A 17211-nucleotide genomic window follows, 5' to 3' on the forward strand; every position below is an offset into this window, starting at 1 on the left:
ATGAACAGTGATCAGTTTGAAGGTAAGTGGCATCAATTTAAAGGTGGCGTGCAGGCCCAGTGGGGCAAGTTAACCAATGATGACCTTGATCGAATAGAGGGCAATCAAGAAAAGCTTGCCGGAGAGATTCAGGCCAAATACGGCAAGTCTAAGGAAGAGGCTAAAAAAGAAGTTAACGATTTTATCGATAGCCTTTAAGATTACATGGCTGTGCAATAAAAGAGTTGCTTACTAAAAAGGCTGTCGATGTTTATCATCGGCAGCCTTTTTAATGTTAAAGCTATAAGAGAAGTTAATTAGATGTTGTCTTCGAAGAAAAATCAGCAACACCCTTATCGGTACGTTTAATCGGTTTTATCGTGCCGTCATCATTAAAGTGAAGATATTCAGCGGCGCTATGACGCTGACGGCCGCAGGCTGAATCGATGTCTAGCCAGCGGTGATAAAAAAGTATCCACTGACCTTTATACTCAACAATAGAGTGGTGGTTATTGCTGTTGTGCTCCTGCCCCATAAACTCGCCTTTATACTCCCAGGGGCCCGTGGGCGATTTGGCCATATAATAACTCAGCACGCGGTTGTTTTCGGGCATGGTGAAGTAATAATTGTCATCGCGCTTAAACACCCAGGGGCCTTCCATTTTTGGCTCATAGCCACCCATATCCATTTTTATTAGATCGCCTTCTGTGCTGCGCATGTCGTCTGCCATTTTGATGACATGGTAATCGTGGTCTTTGGCGTGCACGTACAAATACGCTTGGCCGTCGTCGTCAATAAACAAGCTCGGGTCATTGGCGTAGGGCGATGTCCACAGAGGCGCGTCAATTACATCTTTAAATGGCCCGGTGGGTGAGTCGCTTTCGGCAATGCCAATGCCCATCCATTTAGTGCTGTTCTCTGGGTTAACCCTGTCTTTATGGCCCGAGCCTGCCGGAAATACCAAATAGTATTTACCATTTTTATAAGCCGCATCCGGCGCCCAGGCGTAGTTGTCTGCCCAGCTTATGTCGTCAACCGATAACAAAGGTCCGTGAGTTTCCCAGTTTTGTAAATCCGTAGAGGAAAACGCATACCAGTCTTTCATCCAAAAGTCTTCTTGACACTCCTCGTCGTGCGAGGTGTACACGTACATCTTGCCGTCGTTCCAGACATGGGCCGAGGGGTCGGCGGTACGTAAGCCTTCGCCAAAGTTAAGGGGGTTACCATTAGCGGTCGTTTGGGCGGTATGGTGATGTGCGCAGCCAGCCATCGTGGCTGCCATTAAAGTCGAGGTGATTATCGCCGTGATTTTATTCATTATAAAGAGTCCTTCAAGATAGGCTTAATGTTTAGCTATAAAAGTGCCAGAACGTGTTTCATTAGAGTGTACTTGAACAATTGTTATTAATAAAAGGGTGGTCTTACAGAAAGTATACGGAGCACAATAGCTAACGAGCGTTAGCTTGTTTAGGGTTTATTTTTCGCTGGAATGGGTTGGTTTTTCGATTCCTCTGACCCTGTAGATTAAAGGAATGAGTGAATGAATGTTCGCGGCTATCGCGTCGTTCATAACTCTTATTACTTTCGTTTTCTTACATCCCGTACTAAGTAAGAGTTGTTGGGTCCTCGTTTTATTTCAAAAAGGTCAATCGCTTTTATCAGGCTGCTTAAGTTTCTATAGCCGTAGTTTCTGGTGTCGAATGACGTTTTATTAGATATGTGAGAACCAACAGGTCCAAGAGCCGACCAGCCATTATCTTCGGCGGTTGCGGCAATAGCCTGACGCAGTAGATTGATAAGCTTGGTGTCGGATTTTATGTTCTTCGGCTTCTCTTGATTTAGCTCGATAGTGTTTTGATCTTGATCTAAAAATAGAAATTTGGAGCAAGCATTTACAAAAGGTTCCGGTGTTTTCCGTTCTCCAAAGCCCAGTACAACCTTTCCTTCCGATAACGCTCTAACTACCATGGGTGTGAAATCGCAATCAGAAGAAACAAAACACATAACGTCAATATCTTTTGTATACATGACATCCATGGCGTCAATCACTAACGCGATATCTGATGCGTTTTTCCCTTTGGCTAGGTCATACTGTTGTATGGGTTGAATAGCGTATTCATGCAAAAGATCCTCCCATGGCTTAATCGAGGATTTTTTCCAGTTGCCATAAGCTTTTCTAATGGTGACTACCCCATATTTAGCCACTTCGCTGAGCACATCCTCAAATTTATTGGCAGGGGCATTGTCTGCATCGATAAAGAGGGCAATTTTCTGTTTGGAATCGTCCATATTAGTCCCTGCTCGATTTCTGATCCGTCGCAATTTGAGTGTTGTCGTTATCTTACACGTGAATTCCCCAATTTTAATAAAAAGGTTCTTAACATTTAAAACTCTCTGTTGTTTTCCGTAAAGTAGAGCCTATAAGTGGCCCTACTGTGTTGTCAGTACCGTTTTACTGCGCAATCAACTGATACTGCTGGTTGGTGGCTCCTGCCAAACACTCCCACTGGATCAGGTTGGCGCCGTCGGCGGTGTCATTGGCGTTGACGTCGAGGCACTTTTGACTCAAGCGATTGATGATTCTCCAGCGGCCTTCGCCGGCGCTTTGAAAACGGAACTGCTGATTCTCGCCACCCGAATAACTCCACAGTAAAGCGTTGGCGCCATTGGCGGTAGAAAACGAGTCGATATCTAAGCCGAGGGCTGGCGCATTGACGGGCGAGATGCGGTGGTAGTCGCCATCGACTTGGGTGATGTTCCATTTTTGGCAATCGTTATTCAGCCAGTTCCACTGCCGGGCATTGGTGCCGTTGCTGGTGCCGCAGTTGGCGGTGTCGAGTGCTTTGTTGCTATGTAGCGGCACGATTCGGTATACGCCGTTGACGGTGCCGTTGTTGGAGCCGCCACCACCGGGTGACGTGCCCACTTGCGAGCAGCCCGAGACATTGATGCTGGAGCTAGCGGTGCGCACTAACTGGCAGTTGGGGTTGCCGTTACTTACACTGCCGCTTAATACGTGAGTGTTACTGGCGTCTTCCAGAAAAATACCTTGCGAGGTAGTGGTGTCGATATCCACATAGTTGATGGTGGTGCCATTGCTGCCGGTTACGCTAAAAAAACCGCGCCCTGAGTTGCGCGAGTACACGCTATTGACCGAGACGTTGGGGCCATTGTTATTGGCCACGCGAAAGGTAGCGTAACCGCCGCCCCAATTATTGTAATGGCCGGTAACATTGCCCACGGTGCCGTTGCGCGAGTTGTTTAACAAAACGCCCGAGCCGCCGTTGTTGGTGACGGTGATATCGCCGATGGTAAAGCCGTCAATACCATAGGTTTCCAGGCCGTGACCTTTGGCGCCGTTAATGTTGATGTTGCCGGCAACCGTTAAATTGCTGGCCGGTGCGGTAGAGGAGTCTACCCGGATACCGAGGCCCACGGGGTTGTTGTTGCTTAAATCCATGGTGATGTTCTCGAGTGTGACGTTGGAGCAGCCCCGAAACCACACACCATAGCGCGGGTTACCCACCACATGCAGGTTGCGCACGGTAATGTTGTCGCGCCGGTCGCAGTACACGGGTACCACCAGCTCGCCGCCGTTGGCGTTTACTTGATGGCCGTGAAAGTCCAGTGTCTGTCCGGCTTTAGGGCGTATCGCGTAAACTTGGCCGCCATCGCTGCCGCTGTTGCCAGAGTTGCGAATATTAATGGTGCCGGTGCCCATATTGTTAACGGCGGCGTTGATGGCATCAAAGTAACGGCTACCGCTGTAGACACTGTTGCCATCCACGCGTGCGAGCCAGCTGCCATTGGTGTAGGTCACTTCGGCATCGGCCAATGCTTGCGCGCAGGTGCTAGCGAAAGAGGCGGCAAGCGCAGAGCGAATAAAAATAGAACGGTTTATACGAGACATAAGCTATCCCTATCATGATCGGATTTATGAGCCCGGTGAGAGCTTGGCCAATCATCCTTAGCGCCCACAGGGCGAGGTACTGCGATTGTTATTGTGTTTCCCACTGGGGGTAGTGTGATGCCAATCTGTGCGGTGCTTGGGCAGTTGGCGGAGACAGGCTAGCGTATCGTGCCGACTATTTATAATATTATAGCTTTAGTGTGTGATGCCACGCACAAAGGTGTGCGCGGCGTGAGAACTCAGCCACATTGGTCGGGAAAAGTAAGGCAAAAATATTAAGCCGCTTGCTCGACGGCTAAGGCTTCTTTTTGATCGCGCCACTGCACCTGATCACTAAAGTGCAGCAAACGCATGTGGCCCGAGTAATCCTCGACCAGCGCGGTGCAGTTTTCGATCCAGTCGCCGGTGTTGCAGTAGCGAATACCGTTGGTTTCGGTTAATGCGGGGTAGTGAATATGGCCGCAAATCACGCCGTCAAAGCCGCGCCGGCGCGCTTCGTCGGTGGCCTCTTTTTGGTAGGTCTCAATGGCGTCTTTGGCGCCTTTGATATTGTCTTTGATCATTCCCGCCAGCGAGAAGTAAGGCCGGCCCATCCACTTGCGCCAGCGGTTGGCCCAGCGGTTGATAAACAGCAGCAAACCGTAGCCAATGTCGCCAAAAAAGCGAGTAATGTGGGATAAGTTGATGTACGCGTCCATGGCATCGCCGTGCATAATTAAATAGCGTTTACCGTTGGCGCAGGTGTATTCGTGCTCTTCAATAATCTCTATCGGGCCAAACAGATTGCCGGCAAAGCGGCGCATGGGCTCGTCGTGATTGCCCGGCACATAAATAACGCGGGTACCGTTGTTGGCCATGTCGTACAGTTTAAGCATTACTTGGTAGTGCTCTTTGGGCCAGCGAAACTTACGCTTAAGCGCCCACATGTCGATGATATCCCCCACCAAATACAAAGTGTCGCACTGAACACTGTCGAGAAACTCCAGCAGGTACTCGGCTTTGCAGTCGCGATAACCCAGGTGCAGGTCGGATATCCAGATCGTGCGACCTTTGATGACTGCGCTTTGGGGGGCTTTCGCGGTCGGCTTGACCGCCTGGGGTGAGGGTGAAGCGGGTGTTGCAGTAAGAGACTCGCGGGCCGTTGTCGTCATGGCTGGGCGCCTATGTCAGCTGTCTGATGGCCCAAAGTGTGAAAAACAGCGGTGACGGTTAAGCGACAATTTGGTGAAGCTTTGGTGACAATCGTCCGGCTGGCACGATGTGCATGGCCTTACGCTGTCTCTCAGTCAAGGCGCTGGTTACTGTGTTTGCTTTTTTAACAGCGACAAAACAAACACCCCTGTGGTGCCCAGCACAATGGCGGGGCCGGCGGGCCAATCCCAGTAAAACGATGCCGTGAGGCCGCCAACCACGGCCAGCGCGCCGATGCCGCTGGCAAACAGCGCCATTTGTTCGGGGGTGCGGGCTAAGCGGCGCGCGGTAGCGGCGGGAATAATCAGTAGGGCGGTAATCAGCAGAACACCCACTACCTTCATGGCAATCGCAATGACGAGCGCCATCAAAAGCATGAGGGCGGTGCGCACGGCTGTGACCGGCACGCCTTCAACGTGGGCGAGATCCTCGTGCACGGTAATTGATAGCAGTGGGCGCCAAAGGTAGGCCAGTGCTATCAGTACCAAGATGCCCACGGCCCAAATGGTGATGACGTCCACAGTGGTGGTGGCGAGGATGTCGCCAAACAGATAGCCCATTAAATTGATGCGGCCGGGGCTGATAACGCTGATGGCCACCAGGCCAAGCGCGAGCGTGGAGTGCGACAAAATCCCGAGCAAGGTGTCGGTGGCCAGTTGCCGGCCGCGCTGCAGTGCCACCAACAACAGAGCGATAAGCAAACAGCCCATCGCCACGGCGAGGTTAATATTGATGTCCAGTAATAACCCTAAAGTGACGCCCAACAGCGCCGAGTGCGCCATGGTATCGCCAAAGTAGGCCATGCGACGCCAGACTGCAAAGCAACCTAACGGGCCGGATACCAGTGCGACCCCGAGGCCTGCGGCGAGTGCCAGTAGCAAAAACTCAGGCATGGGGTGGGTGGTCCTTGTGATCGTGATGCAGCTCGCCGCACTCATCGTGGGCGTGATCGTGATGGTGGGTGTAAAGCGCTATGTGCGCTTCGGCGCGATGGCCAAATAGCTCTAAGTACGCCGGGTCGACCGTGACCTGCGAAGGGTGGCCCTGACAGCAAACGTGGCCGTTTAAGCACACTACAGTATCGGTATTGGCCATCACCAGGTGTAAATCGTGGGAGATCAGTAACACGCCGCAGCCCAGCTCGTGGCGCAGCTCGTTAATCAGCGTGTAGAGCGCCGCCTGACCGGCGACGTCCACGCCTTGCACGGGCTCATCGAGTACCAGCAGTTGCGGGTTGCGCAGCAGGGCACGAGCCAATAAAACGCGCTGAGTTTCGCCACCGGAGAGCGCCTGTAGGTGCTGCTCTAGTAAGTGGTGGGCACCGGTGCGGCTGAGGGCATCGGTTATGGCGTTAAGTTTGCTGCCGCCCAAGGCTAAAAAGCGTTTTACGGTGAGCGGTAGGCTTGGATCAATATGCAGCTTTTGCGGCATATAGCCAATACGCAGCCCGGGCTGTTGTACTAACTCGCCGCTGTTAAAGCTCATTAGTCCCAGCAGGGCGCGCACCAGCGTGGTTTTACCGGCGCCATTGGGGCCAATGAGGGTCACGATCTCACCCGCGTGCACGGTTAAATCGGCGCGGTCCACCAGCGTGCGATTGCCGCGAATGACCGACAACTGCTTCGCTTGCAGCAATGTCGTGGGCTCACTCATGGGAGGGAGCATCCGCGCGGCAGTCGGGGCATAAGCCAAACACCTCAAGCGACTGGGATACCACCGCAAAGCCCGCTTCACCGGCGGCTTGCTGAATGCTGTCGCTGACGGTTTTGGAGTGAATCTCTTCGGCCCGGCCGCACTCGTCGCACAGCAAAAAGTGGCTGGCGTGGGAATGGTCGGGGTGCGGGCAGCCGATAAACGCATTGAGTGCGCCAATTCGGTGAATCAACTTTTGCTCCAGCAAAAAGTCGAGTGCTCGGTACACCGTAGGTGGCGCCACTTGGCGAGTAGATTCCGCGGCCAGTAGGTCGATAAGCGCGTAGGCGCCCAGCGGCTTATGGCTTTGCCAAATAAGCTCTAGCACTTGCTTGCGCAAAGGCGTTAACCGGGCGCCGCGCTCGGCGCACAAGTTAACGGCCGCTTGCAGCGCATCGCTGACGCAGTGTTGGTGGTTGTGGGCGCTAAAGGCCAAGGGAGTATTGTCCATGAACCCAGTATAACTGATATGTTATACTATAACTATTGTGTCTTTGATCACTCTGTCAGGTTACCCCTATGCCCCGTACTTTTATCGCGCGTTTGCTACTGTTGCTCGCATTATTGGCGCTTGGCGTCGCCGCGCGCGCGAAGCCTATCGAAGTGGTGGTCAGCATAAAGCCTTTGGCGCTAATCGCCGAGCGGGTGGCGGGCGAGGAGGCCGAGGTGCGCACACTATTGCCGCCGGGCGTGTCGCCTCACGAGTTTGCCCTGCGGGTGTCGGATATGCGGCTGATTCGCGGCGCGGACTTGGCGGTTTGGGTGGGGCCAGAACTTGAGGGTTTTTTACAAAAGCCGTTTGCCGGTTTATCCGGTGCGCAGCTGATAACGGCGGTTAACTTGGCGGCTATTCAGTGGCCTGCTGATGCCGCCGCCGAGCGTGAACATCAAAGCGACGCCGGGCACAGTGCCTCTCACGCACACGGTCGCGACTCACACGTGTGGCTTAACCCGGCAAATGCCGCGGTGTTGGCGCAAGAGCTGGCGCAACGGTTGGGGCAGCTGGTGCCCGCCCAGGCGGCGGTGTTTACCGCTCGCGCTGAGCAGTTTGTTGCCGAGCTGAAGGCGCTTGATGCCGCCTTAGAGCAAAAGCTGAGTGCGGTACGCAACTTAGGTTTTGCGGTATATCACGACGGTTACCATCATTTTGTCGCACACTATCAGCTAAACCAAGTAGATTATGTGGCCTTAACCCCAGAGCGTCGCCCGGGTGCGCGGCATTTGTACGAGCTTGAAAAGCACTTAAAGCGCGAGGCGGTGTGCCTGTTTGTGGAGCCCTATGCCGATACCGACGCGGCGACGGCAATGGCGCAGCGGGTGGGCTTGCGTACCGGGGTGTTAGATCCGCTGGCGAGTGATACCGCCATAGCAGATTATCCAGGGCTAATGAACCGATTGGCGACGGCGCTAGTGGGTTGTCTGCAGGGGGCGTATTAGTTAAGCGTATTGCTGGGTGCTGGAAGCTACAACTAGAGCGGTAGGTGGTGAAAAAACCGTTGGTTGTTCACGTTCTGCGGTAACCAGGGGAGTCGGCCGGTAGCCGTCGTAGCTGTTACTGCTTGGTGAACAACCAAAGCTTTTCAATTCAATCATCAAATCTTGCGTCGATATCCGTATCGTCATCGATCTGTCCAATCAACCATTCTGATCGCCGCGGGCGCGGATCGATCATCGTGCGTGCATTGGAGCTGCGTTTACAGATTCAGCTCTTGTTGCATTTTTTCGTTGAACTTTTCGTTGATTTTGGCGCTTAGCTTGTCAGAAATCGCGTCGGTCTTATCGGTAAAGTCGACATCGATCACTTTAAGTTTGTTGCTTGCCAAATTTTGCTCTGATTTAACATTGATGGCTTGAGCCGTTTGATTGGCAGCCAAGGTAAGGCCGTCATCAGTTTGCTCGGTGGCGTCGTTTGCTAGTGCGCCGGTGGCAAATAGTAATCCTGCCAGTAAAACACCATAGGTCTTCATAAGATCCCTCCATTGGTTTAGGTGGTGTTACACATCGGTGTGACGTGTAACGGTCATCGTAATCGGCCGCTTGTGGCGGCCTGTTACCATCTGTTACGTATGGTAACACAATTTTGCTGTAAGTCCATAGCACTTGTTTGGATAATTGTAAAATACTGGAAGAGTGTGTCCTAAGTCACCGATTCTGGGGGTTTTATCTTGGCGGTAGGTTGTTTTTTGAGCGGTAACACTTGCGGTAACCTGTTTTCGCGCAGAGTGAGGGGCGGGGCTTTGGTGTATCCTTGCGCTTGTTTCGGCCGCTAGTTGGTCAAATTGTTAAACGCGATACCTTGGGTGGCGCTCAGTCGGCACCGAGAAAAGGCACACGAGAGAAAATTATGAGTGATCAAAAACCCGTCGTCTTAGTAGACGGCTCCTCTTACTTGTATCGCGCGTACCACGCGCTGCCACCGTTAAACAATTCGCGCGGTCAGCCGACGGGGGCGGTCAAGGGCGTGATCAGTATGCTGCGGCGGTTGCTAAAAGATTACCCCGATAGCCCGGTGGCCGTGGTGTTTGATGCCAAGGGTAAAACCTTTCGCGATGAGCTGTTTGCCGAGTACAAGGCCCAGCGCCCGCCCATGCCCGATGATATGCGCCCGCAAATAGAGCCAATTCATAACATTGTTAAGGCAATGGGCTTGCCGCTGTTGGTAGAGGAAGGCGTCGAGGCCGACGACGTCATTGGCACACTGGCGCTGCAAGCCAAAGACGATGGCCGCCCAGTGGTGATTTCCACGGGCGACAAAGATATGGCACAGCTGGTGAATCACAAAGTAACACTGGTGAACACCATGACCGGCAGTGCACTGGACGAAGACGGTGTAAAAGAAAAGTACGGTTTTGGCCCCGAATTGATGATCGATTTTTTAGCCCTGATGGGCGACAAAGTCGATAATATTCCCGGTGTGCCCGGAGTGGGCGAGAAAACCGCCAAGGCGTTGCTGCAAGGCATAGGCGGGCTGGACGCGCTTTATGCCAACCTAGAGGCGATCCGCGAACTGGATTTTCGCGGCGCGAAAAAGATGCCCGAAAAGCTGGCCGAGAACCGCGATCAAGCGTACCTCTCTTATCAGCTAGCCACCATTAAAGTCGATGTGCCGTTGCATGTGGCGGTCAACGATATCGAGCTGGGCAAGCCTGACAAGAGCGCGCTTAAAGCCCTGTTTGAAGAGATGGAATTTAAAACCTGGATTGACGAGCTGGATGCTGATCCAGAGGCGGGTGATAGCGAAGCGGCCGCCCCCAAAGAGAAAGTGAGTGTTCACTACGATACGGTGTTGGATGAGACCAGTTTTGCTCAGTGGCTGGATCGTTTAAAAAGCGCCGACCTGTTTGCCTTTGATACCGAAACCACCAGCTTGCAGGCCATGAGCGCCGAAATAGTGGGTGTGTCGTTTGCGGTAGCGGCGGGGCAGGCGGCTTACGTCCCGCTGGCCCACGATTATTTAGAGGCGCCCCAGCAGTTGGATCGGAACTGGGTACTGGAGCAGTTAAAGCCATTGCTGGAAGATCCGAGCAAAGCCAAAGTTGGCCAAAATCTTAAATACGACCGTAATGTGCTGGCAAATCACGGCATCATCTTAAAGGGTATTGCTTGGGACACGATGCTGGAGTCCTACGTGCACAACTCGGTTGCCGGCCGTCACGATATGGACTCGCTGGCGATGCGTTTTTTAAACGAAAGCACCATCCATTTTGAAGACATTGCCGGCAAAGGCGCCAAGCAACTAACGTTTAATCAGGTCAAGGTAGAAGATGCCGCCCCTTACGCTGCCGAAGACGCCGACATCACCCTGCGTTTGCATGAAACCATTTGGCCGCAGGTAGAGCAGGACGAACCGCTGCGCAAAGTATTGATGGATATCGAGATGCCGCTGGTACCGGTGTTGGCCGATATCGAGCGCAACGGTGCCTTGGTGGATGCCAAACAGTTGGGCGAGCAGAGCAAAGAGCTAGAGCTGCGTTTGCAGGAGTTAGAGCGCGAAGCGTTTGATATTGCCGGCACTGAGTTTAACTTAAGCTCCCCGAAACAACTGGGGGTGATTTTGTTTGAAACCTTGGGCTTGCCGGTTAAAAAGAAAACCAAAACCGGTGCCCCCTCAACCGCCGAAGAGGTCTTGCAAGAGCTGGCGCTCGATTACCCGCTGCCAAAACTGTTATTAGAATACCGGGGTTTGGCTAAACTTAAGTCGACCTACACCGACAAACTGCCGAAGATGATCAACCCCACCACTGGCAGAATCCATACGTCTTATCATCAGGCGGTAACCGCGACGGGGCGTTTGTCGTCGGCCGACCCCAACTTACAAAACATTCCGATCCGCACCGAACAGGGCCGGCGCATTCGCAAAGCATTTGTCGCCCCTAAGGGCTACAAAATTCTTGCGGCCGACTATTCGCAAATTGAATTGCGGATCATGGCGCACTTATCGGGGGATGAAGGCCTGCTGAGCGCGTTTAGCGAGGGGCTGGATGTGCACAAGGCCACTGCCGCCGAGGTGTTTGGTACCGAGGTCGATAAAGTCACCGATGAGATGCGCCGCCGCGCCAAAGCCATCAACTTTGGCCTGATCTACGGTATGTCGGCATTTGGTTTGGGCAAACAGCTGGGGCTGGGCCGCAATGAGGCGCAGGGTTATATTGACCGCTACTTTGAGCGATACCCGGGCGTCGCCCGCTATATGGATGATACTCGCACGCTGGCCCATGCCACCGGCTATGTCGAGACGATACTGGGACGCCGTTTATACCTGCCCGAGATTAACGCCCGCAACAAAATGCTCCAACAGGGCGCCGAGCGCACGGCAATTAACGCGCCTATGCAGGGTACCGCCGCGGACATCATCAAAAAAGCGATGGTAAGTGTGGCGGACTGGCTGTTTGAGAGTGAGCTGGACGCCAAGCTGGTGATGCAGGTGCACGATGAGCTGGTGCTAGAGGTTAGAGAGTCTGACCTAGAGGCTGTGCGCCAAGGCGTGATTGAACGAATGAGCGCGGCTGCGGACTTAAAAGTACCGCTATTGGTTGAAGCTGGGGTGGGAAGCAACTGGGATGAAGCGCATTAATCGCTATTTTTGATTGATTGCGCGCCAAAATCGAAAAAAACTGAAAAATATTTACACAGTGCGTGAACTTTTCCACAGAAGGGGACTCTCAGTAACAGCACATTGAACAGTTTACTTTTTCATGAGCTCCTCCTCTATTGGCTATACGCCAACTTGGCAGAATTGTTTTGCTGACATCAGGCCCCGATCATATGGTTGGGGCTTTTTTTATGGCTCGAATTAATAGATTGGCGCGGCGGACAGTAGGGTTCGATTGGGTAATCCCTAGAAAACGATGTTTGGTGAGCTAAACGGGCAAACTTAAGACTTGTATCACAAATTTTTACAGTTGCCGATGAACTAATCCTAAACCGCCTAGTCTCAGTTACAGGTTGATTGCATAGCATGCAAATCCGTAACTGGCATCACCCCCCAAGGATGTCAGTATTGTGGCCGATAACAGTTTGTTATCGGCCTTTTTTTTGTCTATCGGGCGGTTCAGCTCGTTTTAATCGTCCGAGTCTTGAGCATCCTGGTCGTCGCTATCCGGCGTTGTGTCTAAATCTCCGCCGTCAAATTCGCGCCCACCTTCTAATAACCAGCTCGACAATTTAATTTTTAGCTCATCTAACCCGGTCTTTTTGAGCGATGAAAACATCTGTACGCTGATCAGGTCGTCCACCTCGGCTTCGCGCAGCTGCTTTTTGATGTCCAGTAAGACGCTATTGGCAGGGCCTTTTTTGAGCTTGTCGGCTTTGGTTAGCAGCAAGTGCACCGGCATATTGGTCTCTACTGCCCAGTTGATCACCATCGTGTCAAACTCTTGCATCGGGTGGCGAATGTCCATCACTACCACCAGCCCGGTCAGACAGCGCCGCTCGTGCAGGTACTCCGATAAATTGGCCTGCCATTTTTGCTTCATGGCCAGCGATACCTTGGCGTAGCCATAACCGGGCAGGTCGACCAAGCGGGTGTCCTCGGTCAGCTCAAAGTAGTTAATAAGTTGCGTGCGGCCTGGGGTTTTACTGGTGCGTGCCAGCTTAGAGTTATTGGTCAGGGTGTTAATGGCGCTGGATTTACCCGCATTGGAACGCCCGGCAAAAGCCACTTCACGCCCGGACTCCGGGGGACATTCGCGAATACTGGGGGCGCTTTGGGTGAAGTGAGCGCGGTTAAAAGCGATGATGTCGGGCATGGTGGTTTCTCGTTGTTGCGGCTTATGGGTGGCGGAATCGGCAGTGTACCGGTTTCGGGTTTCGTGGGGAATTGTTCAGAGTTTCGCGAGTTAGTATATAATGCCGGCTGCAACCGGGTTGAGCCAGATAAATTGGCCCTCAGCCTCTGCCTGGCAAGCAAAGTCAAGGCAACATCGCCAACACAAAAATGACGACTTCACAGGTTAGCCAATGAAAAAACATGTTTTATCTTTGCTTCTTGCGATGGGGGCCGCTGCGCTGACCCAATCTGTTAGTGCCGCTGGCGACGCCAGTGCGGGCGCCGACAAATCGGCCGTTTGCGCCGCTTGTCACGGTGCGGACGGCAATAGTCCGGCACCGACTTTCCCGAAAATCGCGGGATTGGGCGAGCGCTACATTCTCAAGCAGCTGCATGATATCCAAGCTTGGGACAAAGCCACCGGCGACGACAAGGCCACCACGGGCCGCGCCGTTCCAGAAATGACCGGACTTTTAAGTGGCCTAAGTGAGCAAGATTTGCAAGACATTGCTGCGCACTACGCCGAGCAAACCATCCAGCTGACCGGCTCGAAGGAGATGACGGTTAAAATCAACTCCGGCGAGGTTGTCGATGCGCTTGAGCTTGGTAAACAGGTGTTTCGTGCCGGCAACCAAGAAACCGGTGTTCCCGCCTGTACGGGTTGTCACTCGCCTACGGGGCTTGGCAATGCACCCGCCGGTTATCCGCGCTTAGGTGGCCAGTATGCGGAGTACATTGAGAAGCAGCTGCGCGCTTTCCGCGCCGGCGAGCGGACCAACGATGGCGACCAGATGATTATGCGTCTGGCGGCAAAACATCTTAGCGACGCCGAGATCAAATCGGTCGCTAACTATATTTCGGGCCTGAATTAAGTCGGACCGAGAGCAAAAAAGGCGACTTAAGGTCGCCTTTTTTGTCGCTGCTGATTCCCGACGGGCTGGAACTTGCGTCGGCTTGGCGGTTCTATAGCATGTAACTGTGATTCAATCGTTAACGATAAACACTTGATGGAGCGAAATTATGCGCGTTTTAGTTGCCTTTTTAGGCCTAATGTTCAGCCTGGTTGCCTGCGCTGAGGATTCAGCGACTGCCGCCGCCCCCGGCTATGAAGAAGGTAAAGAGTACACAGAGTTGGCTGAAGCCGTACGCACCGACGACGCAGATAAAATCGAAGTGCGTGAGATGTTTGCCTATACCTGCGGCCACTGTTTTCGCTTTGATCCGCTGTTTCACGAATGGCGCGAAAAACAGGCCGACGATGTCAATGTTGTGCAGACCCCGGTGGTATGGGCCAAGCAAATGGAGCCTTATGCGCGCGCCTTTTACACCGCTAAAGCACTTGGCGTATTAGAAGACTCGCATATGGATCTGTTTAACGCGCTGCACATCCAAAAAGCCCGAATTCTTAATGTTGAAGATTTTGCCGAGTTTTACTCGCAGTACGGCGTCGATAAAGACAAGTTCACCAAAACCTTTGAGTCTTTTGGTATTGACAGCCAGCTGCGCCAAGGTGATGCCAAAGCGCGCGCTTACGGCATCAGTGGCACGCCAGAGTTGGTAGTGGATGGGCGCTATCGCGTTAGCGCTTCAGGCGCCGGTGGTCACCGCGAGATGCTGCAAGTGGCCGATTACCTGGTCGAAAAAATACGCGCCGAGAAAAAGTAGTCAGCGACTCGCTGAGTTAAAAACGAAACCCCGGTAGTGACACGCTGCCGGGGTTTTTTTATGCTGGTTTGGGCCGCTTCAAGCTGGTGTCGAAATATGTGCCGGCTATAATGAAGCAATCAACCGTAATAGGTGAATAAGAACGATGCGCGAACCGGAGATCACAGGTGAAGGGGCCAATAAATGGCGAGATAAATATCTCGATGTTTTAGAGGCTCAAGAGCAACAGGAAAAAGCATACCAGGGCGATCTTCAGTTGCTAGCGAAAGCGTTGGCGCGAGTCAGTTTGGCCGCTGAGGGGCAACACCCAGAGCTGGACGCAGCGCTGGAGCGATTGCGCCAGAGTCTGCGCGGCGATGATAAGCACAGCATTGGTCAGCACCTGCAGCGGCTAGAGCAGGCATTGTTAGAGTTTGAGCGGTTTCGCGACAAGAGCGCCGCCGAGCAAAGTGCCGCCCTGCAAGGTATGGCGGCGCAATTGCTGTCATTGGCGCCAGAGCGGGCACTAAAAAAACAGCTGCGTACTCTTACCCAGGATGCGACTCGCCAACGCGACAGGCTCGATATTTACCCAGGGCTGTTGCGCCAACTTGAGCAGCTCCAGGGGCAAGTGCTTGCCGAAAAGCCGCCACAGGCGGCGAAAAACAACGGCCTGATGGCGCGACTGTTGGGCTCAGGTAACGCCAGCTCGCCTCAGGACTCCGCCCCGGAGGACGATCTGGCGACGCCCTCGGCACCTGCGACTGGGGCCGCAGCGGGCAAGGCAGATCGCGCCCTGTTTGAACTTAACCCCAACGCCACCCTGCGCGATAGCGAAACCGTCAGTGAGAATTTGCGCGGTATCATCAATGAGCTGCTGCTAAGCGTCGAGGCGCAAGCGATTGCGCCAGAGCGGGTGAGTGCGCTGCAAAAACGTTTGCGGTTGGGGCTGAGTAACGCGGACCTGTTGCCCGCGCTGGGTGAAGTGAGAGACTTGGTGTTGGCCGCCTATATGGCCGCTACCCGAGCTTTTGCCGGCTATTTGACTGAAGTGAACCAGCAATTGGCCGATATTTATCAGGTTATCGAGGGAGCGGCGCACCAATCTAGCGATTTGCAGCAGGCCAGCGAGCAAATGCAGCAACAGATGCTGAGTGAATTTGCCGAGCTGGAAAACCGGAGCTTGCGTGCGGAAAATCTCGATGAGCTTAAGCATCAGGTTCAGAGCCGGCTGGGTAACATTCGCGCGGCGTTGCATGATTATCAAAACTCGGGGGCGCGCGATCACCCAGTCACGGAGCAGCTAAGTCAGCTGGCCGAGCGGATTCGGGATATGGAGCAAGAGGCTTCTCGCAGCCGTGAAGTGCTAGAAGAGCAGCGCACCAAGGCGCTGACGGACCCTTTGACTGGAATGCCCAACCGCGAGGCCTATATCGAGCGTATGGCGCTAGAGCAGCAGCGCTTTCAGCGCTATGGTCATCCGTTGACGCTGGCGGTGTGCGATTTGGACTACTTTAAAAAAATTAACGATACGCTTGGCCACCAAGCGGGCGATCGTGTGTTAAAAGTGTTGAGCGGTGCGATGGCTAAGCGGCTGCGCGAGGTCGATTTTTTTGGTCGCTACGGCGGCGAAGAGTTCGTCATCGTGATGCCGGAAACCTCGGCGCAACAGGCCTTTGTGGTGCTTGACCGAATTCGTGCCGCTATTGCCAAAACCGCGTTTAATTATAAAGAGACGCCCGTCGACCTTACGGTGTCTATCGGTATTGCCGCGTTTAGCGCTGGCGAGAGCGCTGAATCGGTGTTTGAGCGTGCGGACAAAGCACTTTACGATGCTAAAGCCGCAGGCCGAAATAGGTGCATGGTCGCCAATGGAGAAGAATAAGCAATGATGAGCAAACGTACCACAGGGTTCGCAGCGCTGCTGTTATATTGTGCCAGCGCCAATGCACTCGATGTTAGCGTACTCGATGTTCAGGGGCAGGGCGTAGAAAATGCGGTGGTGGCACTGCGCGGCTCGGAACCCCAGCTCGCTCCCGCCGCAACCTACGCGATTATGGACCAAGTGGGCCGTGAGTTTGTGCCCTACGTGGTGCCAGTTCAGGCCGGTACTTGGGTGCGCTTTCCCAACAGTGATGATATCCGCCATCATGTCTATTCTTTTTCGCCGGCAAAGCGTTTTGAACTCAAGCTCTACCATGGTTCAACCGCAGAGCCGGTCAAGTTTGATACCGCCGGTAAGGTTGTGTTGGGATGCAATATTCACGACTCGATGGTGGGCTACGTGTATGTATTAGACACCCCATACTATGCTTTGAGTGATGCTGGGGGGAATGCGCGTATTACCGCTCCGGCGGGCGAGTATCAGCTTGAAATTCAGCACCCGCGCAGTGCAGAGCCGACCGTGCAAACGGTAACGCTTAATGGCGATGACGCAAAGGTGAGCGTAACCTTAACGCCGCTGTCGCCCGATCCGCGCAACAGTGAACCAAAAACCGAGCTGGAACAGTTGTTTGATCGATAAGCG

General features: G+C 53.5%; 16 protein-coding genes. 7 read left to right on the forward strand and 9 right to left on the reverse strand.

What is annotated here, in order from left to right:
• On the forward strand, positions 1-198 hold the full coding sequence (locus tag ACGHAD_RS00825) for a CsbD family protein (RefSeq protein ID WP_339617403.1): 198 nt from the start codon (positions 1-3) through the stop codon (positions 196-198).
• A gap of 94 nt (positions 199-292) precedes the next feature.
• Here the strand turns inward: ACGHAD_RS00825 and ACGHAD_RS00830 are convergent, their stop codons facing one another.
• The 7 genes from ACGHAD_RS00830 to ACGHAD_RS00860 all read right to left on the reverse strand — a co-directional run bounded on the left by ACGHAD_RS00830 (position 293) and on the right by ACGHAD_RS00860 (position 7223).
• Positions 293-1297, reverse strand: a complete 1005-nt coding sequence (locus ACGHAD_RS00830) for a family 43 glycosylhydrolase (RefSeq protein WP_382414067.1) — start codon at positions 1295-1297, stop codon at positions 293-295.
• A gap of 260 nt (positions 1298-1557) precedes the next feature.
• On the reverse strand, positions 1558-2268 hold the full coding sequence (locus ACGHAD_RS00835; protein ID WP_339617404.1) for an NYN domain-containing protein: 711 nt from the start codon (positions 2266-2268) through the stop codon (positions 1558-1560).
• Between the two features lie 163 nt (positions 2269-2431).
• Positions 2432-3889, reverse strand: a complete 1458-nt coding sequence (locus tag ACGHAD_RS00840) for an RICIN domain-containing protein (RefSeq protein WP_382414069.1) — start codon at positions 3887-3889, stop codon at positions 2432-2434.
• Positions 3890-4164: 275 nt separating this feature from the next.
• Entirely contained in the window at positions 4165-5040 is an 876-nt protein-coding gene (locus ACGHAD_RS00845) for a UDP-2,3-diacylglucosamine diphosphatase (protein WP_339617406.1), read from the reverse strand.
• Positions 5041-5187: 147 nt separating this feature from the next.
• On the reverse strand, positions 5188-5973 hold the full coding sequence (gene znuB / locus ACGHAD_RS00850) for a zinc ABC transporter permease subunit ZnuB (protein WP_382414071.1): 786 nt from the start codon (positions 5971-5973) through the stop codon (positions 5188-5190).
• Entirely contained in the window at positions 5966-6733 is a 768-nt protein-coding gene (gene znuC / locus ACGHAD_RS00855) for a zinc ABC transporter ATP-binding protein ZnuC (RefSeq protein WP_382414073.1), read from the reverse strand. Before znuC ends, znuB begins: the two co-directional genes overlap by 8 nt.
• On the reverse strand, positions 6726-7223 hold the full coding sequence (locus ACGHAD_RS00860; RefSeq protein ID WP_339617409.1) for a Fur family transcriptional regulator: 498 nt from the start codon (positions 7221-7223) through the stop codon (positions 6726-6728). The genes znuC and ACGHAD_RS00860 overlap by 8 nt, the downstream gene beginning before the upstream one ends.
• 68 nt (positions 7224-7291) lie before the next feature.
• On the opposite strand from ACGHAD_RS00860, the gene ACGHAD_RS00865 reads away from it, so the two are divergent.
• Positions 7292-8209 (forward strand): metal ABC transporter substrate-binding protein, encoded by a 918-nt coding sequence (locus ACGHAD_RS00865; protein ID WP_339617410.1) that lies wholly within the window; start codon positions 7292-7294, stop codon positions 8207-8209.
• A 257-nt stretch (positions 8210-8466) separates the two neighbouring features.
• On the opposite strand, the gene ACGHAD_RS00870 is transcribed toward ACGHAD_RS00865, so the two are convergent.
• Positions 8467-8739, reverse strand: a complete 273-nt coding sequence (locus ACGHAD_RS00870) for a hypothetical protein (RefSeq protein ID WP_339617411.1) — start codon at positions 8737-8739, stop codon at positions 8467-8469.
• 377 nt (positions 8740-9116) lie between these two features.
• Between ACGHAD_RS00870 and polA the strand changes: the two genes are divergently transcribed.
• Entirely contained in the window at positions 9117-11846 is a 2730-nt protein-coding gene (polA, locus tag ACGHAD_RS00875) for a DNA polymerase I (RefSeq protein ID WP_382414076.1), read from the forward strand.
• 487 nt (positions 11847-12333) lie between these two features.
• On the opposite strand, the gene yihA is transcribed toward polA, so the two are convergent.
• A complete protein-coding gene (gene yihA, locus ACGHAD_RS00880) occupies positions 12334-13020 on the reverse strand; it encodes a ribosome biogenesis GTP-binding protein YihA/YsxC (protein ID WP_382414078.1) in 687 nt (228 codons plus the stop codon).
• Positions 13021-13231: 211 nt separating this feature from the next.
• Here yihA and ACGHAD_RS00885 point away from each other — a divergent pair, with 211 nt between their 5' ends.
• The 4 genes from ACGHAD_RS00885 to ACGHAD_RS00900 all read left to right on the forward strand — a co-directional run bounded on the left by ACGHAD_RS00885 (position 13232) and on the right by ACGHAD_RS00900 (position 17208).
• Positions 13232-13912, forward strand: coding sequence for a c-type cytochrome (locus tag ACGHAD_RS00885; protein ID WP_339617415.1), 681 nt, complete (start codon positions 13232-13234; stop codon positions 13910-13912).
• A 148-nt stretch (positions 13913-14060) separates the two neighbouring features.
• Positions 14061-14705 carry a thiol:disulfide interchange protein DsbA/DsbL gene (locus tag ACGHAD_RS00890; RefSeq protein ID WP_339617416.1) on the forward strand — a complete coding sequence of 215 codons (645 nt, stop codon included), beginning with the start codon at positions 14061-14063 and terminating at the stop codon, positions 14703-14705.
• Positions 14706-14850: 145 nt separating this feature from the next.
• Complete coding sequence (locus ACGHAD_RS00895) at positions 14851-16569, forward strand: diguanylate cyclase (protein ID WP_382414081.1); 1719 nt, start codon at positions 14851-14853, stop codon at positions 16567-16569.
• A 3-nt stretch (positions 16570-16572) separates the two neighbouring features.
• Complete coding sequence (locus tag ACGHAD_RS00900) at positions 16573-17208, forward strand: methylamine utilization protein (protein ID WP_382414082.1); 636 nt, start codon at positions 16573-16575, stop codon at positions 17206-17208.
• The last annotated feature ends 3 nt before the right edge of the window (positions 17209-17211 follow it).

Origin of the sequence: Gilvimarinus japonicus, from assembly GCF_042847215.1 — a bacterium.
Classification (GTDB): Bacteria; Pseudomonadota; Gammaproteobacteria; order Pseudomonadales; family Cellvibrionaceae; genus Gilvimarinus; species Gilvimarinus japonicus.